This window comes from Streptomyces sparsus, from assembly GCF_054776295.1.
Genome location: NZ_BAAHCA010000240.1, coordinates 1 through 5,989 on the forward strand (window position 1 = coordinate 1; position 5,989 = coordinate 5,989).

At 73.1% G+C, this 5,989-nt stretch carries 6 protein-coding genes and 1 pseudogene; 3 read left to right on the forward strand and 4 right to left on the reverse strand.

The features are described 5' to 3' along the window. The 3 genes and pseudogenes from ACYVE9_RS13200 to ACYVE9_RS13210 all read left to right on the forward strand — a co-directional run. A pseudogene (locus ACYVE9_RS13200) lies at window positions 1-566 on the forward strand (ornithine cyclodeaminase family protein); the annotation flags it as partial. Then, the gene (locus ACYVE9_RS13205) at window positions 563-1,057 is read left to right on the forward strand and encodes a MaoC family dehydratase (RefSeq protein ID WP_461028008.1); all 495 of its coding nucleotides are present in this window, start codon (window positions 563-565) and stop codon (window positions 1,055-1,057) included. The pseudogene ACYVE9_RS13200 and the gene ACYVE9_RS13205, both read left to right, overlap by 4 nt. Beyond that, window positions 1,054-2,418 carry a hypothetical protein gene (locus ACYVE9_RS13210; protein WP_461028009.1) on the forward strand — a complete coding sequence of 455 codons (1,365 nt, stop codon included), beginning with the start codon at window positions 1,054-1,056 and terminating at the stop codon, window positions 2,416-2,418. The genes ACYVE9_RS13205 and ACYVE9_RS13210 overlap by 4 nt, the downstream gene beginning before the upstream one ends. Window positions 2,419-2,496: 78 nt before the next feature. Here ACYVE9_RS13210 and ACYVE9_RS13215 read toward each other — a convergent pair whose 3' ends face one another. From ACYVE9_RS13215 to ACYVE9_RS13230, 4 genes are all read right to left on the reverse strand, one after another. After that, window positions 2,497-3,099 carry a hypothetical protein gene (locus ACYVE9_RS13215; RefSeq protein ID WP_461028010.1) on the reverse strand — a complete coding sequence of 201 codons (603 nt, stop codon included), beginning with the start codon at window positions 3,097-3,099 and terminating at the stop codon, window positions 2,497-2,499. Window positions 3,100-3,236: 137 nt separating this feature from the next. After that, window positions 3,237-4,235, reverse strand: coding sequence for a BRO-N domain-containing protein (locus ACYVE9_RS13220; RefSeq protein WP_461028011.1), 999 nt, complete (start codon window positions 4,233-4,235; stop codon window positions 3,237-3,239). Between the two features lie 170 nt (window positions 4,236-4,405). Continuing rightward, on the reverse strand, window positions 4,406-5,164 hold the full coding sequence (locus tag ACYVE9_RS13225) for a class E sortase (protein ID WP_461028012.1): 759 nt from the start codon (window positions 5,162-5,164) through the stop codon (window positions 4,406-4,408). Between the two features lie 60 nt (window positions 5,165-5,224). Further along, the coding region (locus ACYVE9_RS13230) for a class E sortase (protein WP_461028013.1) at window positions 5,225-5,989 on the reverse strand (765 nt) is incomplete at its 5' end.

Sequence of the window (5,989 nt, forward strand, 5' to 3'; positions counted from 1 at the left end):
TGCGCGCCGTCTCCGGCGTGCGCCCGATCCGCTCCGTGCGGGTGTACTCGCGCACCCCGGCGGGGGCGGAACGGTTCGCGGGGTGGGTCCGTGACACCGCGGAGCGACCGGTCCGGGCCACGGTGTGTGCCACCGCGCGGGAGGCCGTCAGCGACGCGGCGGTCATCTGCACGACCACCTCCACCGCCGACCGCACTCCGCTGGTGCAGGCCGACTGGGTGGCTCCCGGCGCGCACGTCAACGTGATCGGCGGAACGCACGAGGACGCCGTCGAGGTCGACCCGGCGCTCCTGGCGTCCGCGTTCGTGCTCGTGGAGGAGCGCGCCGCCGCGCTGGCGGAGGCCGGTGAGGTACGGGCGGCCCTGGCCGCCGGACTGATCGACGAGAAGGCCCTGCACACGCTCGGCGACCTGGTGAACGGCGCCGCCCCGCCGGGCGGCCGGACGTCGGTGTTCCGCTGCGTCGGCCTGCCCGTCGAGGACACGGCGGCGGCCGCCGCCCTGTACGAGGCGGCGACCGGGTCGACGCGGCCGGCGCAGGCGACGCACGAGGAGGACCGCGCATGACGCTCCGGCACGTGGGCGACAACGAGTACGTCGAGGAACACGGCGGCGACTACGAGGACTTCGAGCCCGGCATGGTCATCCGGCACTGGCCGGGCCGGACCCTCACCGAGACCGACAACACCTGGCTGACGCTGCTGACGATGAACCAGCACCCCCTGCACTTCGACCGGGCCTACGGGGCGGACGCCGAGTACGGCCGAGTCCTGGTCAACAGCGGGATCACGCTCTGCCTCGTCGGCGGGATGACGGTGCAGGCCCTCTCCGCGCGGGCGGTGGCCAACCTCGGGTGGGACCGGGTCCGCCTGAAGGAGCCGGTGTACGTCGGCGACACGCTCTACGCCACCAGCCGGATCCTCGGCAAGCGGCTGTCCGGGTCACGACCCGGGCAGGGCATCGTCACGGTGGAGACGACCGGCACCAAGTCGACCGGCGAGCCGGTCATCGTGTTCGAGCGTGCCTTCCTGGTCCGCTGCCGGGAGGCGGGCCGATGAGCACGACCGAGGACGTCGGCAGCCGGGCCGCCACCGGGCACCCGTGGTTCGGACGGCACCGGCTGGCGCCGCCCGCGGTGCCCGTGCGCACGATCCGCGAGATGCTGCACCACGAGATCCGCGACACCGGCTGGCTGCACCAGCCGCTGCTGCCCACGGCGCCGATCACCCTGCCGCGCGCCTCCTACGCCGAGCTGTTCCGCGCCACCTCGGCCCTGACGGACCTGATACGCCGAACCGCCCTGGAGGCCGCGCCGACCACGGAGGGCCGCCTCGCGGCGTACCGGATGCCCGAGAGTGAGCACCAGCTTTTCCTCGCCGACCAGTTCACCGAGGAGCGGTACGCGGACTGCGTGGTCCGTCCGGACGTCGTCATCGGACCGGACGGGCCGCGGTTCCTGGAGTTCAACGTCAGCGGGGCGCTCGGCGGCCCGGTGGAGTCGCACTGCCGCATGGAGGTGTGGCGCCGGCTCTACGCCGACGACCAGGGCCGGTTGCCGTTCACCTACCAGGACCCGTTCGCCGCCCGCACCGGGATGTTCCGGGACCTGAGCGCGGAGCTGGGCGTGCCGCCGCGCGTGGCGCTGCTCGGCAGCCGCCGCGACCAGGGGGACCTGACACGCTACTTCGACCTCCAGGTCGACTACTTCAACAACCACGGGCTGATCGCGCGCTTCTTCGAGCCGGAGGACCTCCACGAGGCCTGGGACTGCCCGCCGCGCCTGCGCTACCCGGTGGGCCTGCGCGACTTCACCATTCCCGACTGGGCGGAGCTGGGCATCGACACCGCCCCCGTGCAGGCCGCGCTCGACCACGGCTGCCTGCTGGTCGGCACCCAGACCTCCACGTTCCTGTCCAGCAAACTGACCATGGGCATGCTCTCCGAGGGACGCCCTTGGATGACGGCGGCCGAACAGGCCCTGGTCGACCGCTACCTGCCGTGGACCCGGGTCCTGTCCCACCGGTTCACCACACGGGGAGCGGCGAGGGTCGACCTCGTCCGGTACGCCGTGGACCACCGCGAGTCGCTGGTGCTCAAGGAGAGCATCGGCATGAGCGGCAAGCAGGTGGTCATCGGCCGCGACACGTCCCAGGCGCAGTGGGAGGCCGCCGTCACGGCGGCCGGTGAGACGGGCACCAGCGTGGTGCAGGAGTTCGTCGCCCCGCGCACCTGCCGGCAGCCGATGATGGCCGACGGCGAGGACCGGCCGCACGACGCCGACATCGCTCCGGTGCTCGGCCCGCTGTTGTTCGGCGGACGCCCGGCGGGCATGTTCGCCCGGTTCTTCGGCGACGGCAGCACCGGGGTCGTCAGCATCCTCGGCTCGCGCAGCTCCGACAACTGCGTGGTCGCGGTCTAGGCGGCTCAGCGGCTCGCCCGCCGGCCGTGACACGTGTCAGCGACCTGTGCCGGCGCGGGGCGGCGGAGGCCGAGGGGTCTACCCGGTGGGCGCGGCGGGGCCCGTGGGTGTGGTGGCCGTGTCGCGGCGGGCGGCGTCGCGGGCGCCGGACAGCACGTACCACGCGGTGGTCGACCACAGCGCGGCGGCGCTGCCGGTGCCGACCGCGGTGAGCACACCGGTCAGGGAGGTGCCGGCCAGGGCGAGTCCGCAGCCGGCCAGGCCGACCAGGTCGAGCAGCTCGCCCGTCCAGCGGTACTCGGGGTGGCCGAAGGGTCGGGCGAGCGGGAAGAAGTGCGCCCCGACGACGACGGCGACGAGGCCGGGGATCCAGTTCTGCTCGCCGGTGAGGTTGCCGACCGCGACGGCGGCGGCGATGCCGACGCCCTGGCCCGCGTTGCACCAGCCGAAGACCCGGGAGCTGCGTTCGTAGGCCTCCCGCTCGCCGACGCCGTCGAGCCGGCGCACGCAGGCCGTGGCTAGGACCACCACGGCGGCGAGGCCGGCGGTCAGGGCCGCCGTGCGGACGGTGCCGTCCAGGACGACGGTGCCGGTGAGCCACCACACGGCGCCGAAGAAGGTGAGGATCAGCCCGGAGCCGCGGGTCCCGTGCCGGGGGCCGGCGGGAGGAAGGGCGCGCATGGTCCACCATCCAAGCGGACGGGTGCCTCCGGTGGCCAGCGGACGCCGGGCGGAGGGGGGTCGGATCCGCCCCGGTCCGGCCCGTTCGCGGCACCCCCGCCTCCCCGTGGATCGGCTCTCGCCGCCCGCGCCCCCGGTCAGGGGTGCCGGAGGACGTAGACGGGCACACCCTCGGCGGTGACGTCGGACTGGGTGATGCAGCCGCGGCGCAGCAGCAGCCGGAGGCAGTCGTGCACGCGGTGTTCGGTGAGGCCGGTGCGGGCCGCGAGGTGGGGCACCGCCCGGGCGGCCCGCCCGTGGGTGAGCAGCTCCGGCACCAGGCAGAGCGCGACGGCCTTGACGTCGCCGACCAGCGGGAGCCGCGCGTGCCAGGCGGTGAGCACGGTGTCCAGGTCGCCCTGGGACGGCTGCGGTGGGCCGGTTCGCTGAGGCGGAGGTTGCCGGGGCGGGCCCTGGCCGGCCAGCGGCAGGCGGGCGGTGAGCGCTTCCACGGTGTCGGCGATGCGGTGGACGGCCCGGCTGAGGTCGCTCCACAGGGCTCGTTCGGCGTGCCGGGCGGCGGCGTACTCCTCGTCGAGCCGCCGGTTGCGTTCCTCCAGCCGCAGGTTGCGCTCCTCCAACCGGATGATGGCGTCGGCCACTTGCCGGGGCATGGCGTAGGCGACGGTCGCCCCGGCGGGCGGCTGGACCTCGGCGTGTCCGAGCGAGTAGAGGCCGTCGCGCTGGACGGCGACGACGACCTCGGTGACCCAGTTCTTGAAGGGTTCCGCCTCGGCCTTGGTGCAGCCGTTGGCGAGCCGGACCAGGCCCTGGAGGTTCACCACCTTCATGTCGCGCCGCCACTGGCGGCCCGGCGGCACGTCCAGAGTGTGCTTCCGCAGCACGGTCTCCAGGGTGTCGCAGTTGGTGTCGTCGGTGATGCCGCGCAGTGCCGAACCGGTGTGCGCGTAGCCGAGGCTGCGGCAGACGTCGGCGGCCGGGAACCAGTAACTGCCGTCCGGCATGGTGAGCCGGCGGACCCGGGCACCGGTGGCCGCGTGGACGAAGTCGTTGATGTCGATGGCGTCCCGCCGGGTGGACGAATCGTCCGGTGGTGCGGCCGAGCCGCCCGGTGGGGCGGTGTACTCCTGATGCACTGCGCATCACCTCCGCCGCGGAACGTAGGCAGCTCCGGAGGGGGAAATCCAGCCGGATTAACGGAAGTTCGCTCAATAGGCGTGGAGTGGCATGTTCCGCGGCGCCGGGGCCCGCCGGGCATGTAAGGGGCGGCGCGGCCGGCCTGCGGCGGCCGGGCGGGAGCCGCCGGTCAGGTCGTGGCCAGTTCCCTCGGCGGGGTGCGGTCCGCGTCCACCTTCTCGGTGCGCTCCAACTCGCCCCACACGACGTACCGGTAGTCGGAGGTGAAGACCGGCGTGCAGGTGGTGAGGGTGATGTACTGCCCCGCCTCGGTGCGGCCGGACTCCTCGGGGACCGGCGCCAGCACGTCCACGTTGTACTTCGAGGTCTGCGGCAGCGTCGCGTACACCTTGTAGACGAACCAGGTGTCCTTCGTCTCGAACACCACCGCGTCGCCCTCGGAGACGCGGTGGATGTTGTGGAACTTCGCGCCGTGCCCGTCGCGGTGGGCGGCGAGGGTGAAGTTGCCCTCGTCGTCCCACGGCATCGCCGACTTCAGCGGCTTCTCGTAGTACCCGGCGATGCCCTGGTTCAGCTCGTCCGGATCGGTGCCGGGCTTGACCAGGATCTCCGAGCGCTCCATCGAGGGCACGTGCAGGAAGCCGATGCCGTCCTTGGTGTCGAGAGAGCCGGACGTGCCGCCGCCACGCCCCGCGGCCCAGTCGCCGCGCACCCGGTCGCCCTCCCGCTTGGCCTCCCGGTCGGCGACCACGTTGGTCCACCACAGGGAGTAGGCGACGAACAGGCCGAGCACCACCCCCGCGGTGATCAGGAGTTCACCGATGACGCTGATGGTGGCCGCCACCGGGCCGCGGCTGCGCCTCGGCCGGGCGGCGGGGCGCGGGGTGCGCTCCTCGGCCTCCGGCTCGTCGTGCTCGGTCACTGCCACTGCTCCCACCGTTCGCTTCCGCCCGCCGCGCACCGCCGCGCCCCGGGGCGGGGCCGGTCGCTACCCGACGAGAGCGTCCGGCTTTCCCTTGCTCCGCGGCCGCTCGTCCACCATTTTGCCCCAGACGATCAGACGGTACTTCGAGGTGAACTCCGGGGTGCAGGTCGTGAGCGTGACGTAGCGGCCGGGCCCGGTGAAGCCGGACTGCTCGGGTACCTCGCTGATCACGTCCACGTTCGACGGCGGCGTGGACGGCAGCAGGCTCGTCATCTCGTAGGTGTAGTACGTGCTCCTGGTCTCCACGACGATCTCGTCACCGGGCTTCAGCCGGTTGATGTAGCGGAACGGCTCACCGTGGGTGTTGCGGTGGGCGGCCACCGCGAAGTTGCCCTGCTTGTCCCACGGCATGGCCGTCTTCAGGCCGGACTTGGCGTCGTAGTGCCCGGCCATGCCCCGGTCCAGGACGCTGTTCTTGTCGATGCCCTCGGCGATCGGCACCCGGACGTCCAGGGCGGGGATGTACATGAGGGCGAACCCGGTGCCGGGCGAGAACGCGTCCGGCCTGCGCTCGGCGCCGCCGTCCTGCCACTGCTTCTCCAGCCTGCTGGCGGCGCCGTCGGCCTGGAAGCCGGCCTGCACGTTCGTCCACCACAGCTGGTAGGTGACGAAGAGCAGCAGCAGTACGCCGGTGGTGATGAACAGCTCACCGACGATCCGGCTGGCGATCACCGCCGGGGTGTCCTTGCGCGCCCTGGCTGCCTGCTCGGCCGCCCTGCGGCGGGCGGCCCGGCCCTCCCCCGGAGGCACGGGCTGCGGCGCCCGACG

Coding starts and splice junctions, on each gene's coding strand:
- ACYVE9_RS13205 (WP_461028008.1), top strand. CDS start 563: ATGACGCTCCGGCACGTGGGCGACAACGAGTACGTCGAGGAACACGGC.
- ACYVE9_RS13215 (WP_461028010.1), bottom strand. CDS start 3,099: ATGCGCGCCCTTCCTCCCGCCGGCCCCCGGCACGGGACCCGCGGCTCC.
- ACYVE9_RS13210 (WP_461028009.1), top strand. CDS start 1,054: ATGAGCACGACCGAGGACGTCGGCAGCCGGGCCGCCACCGGGCACCCG.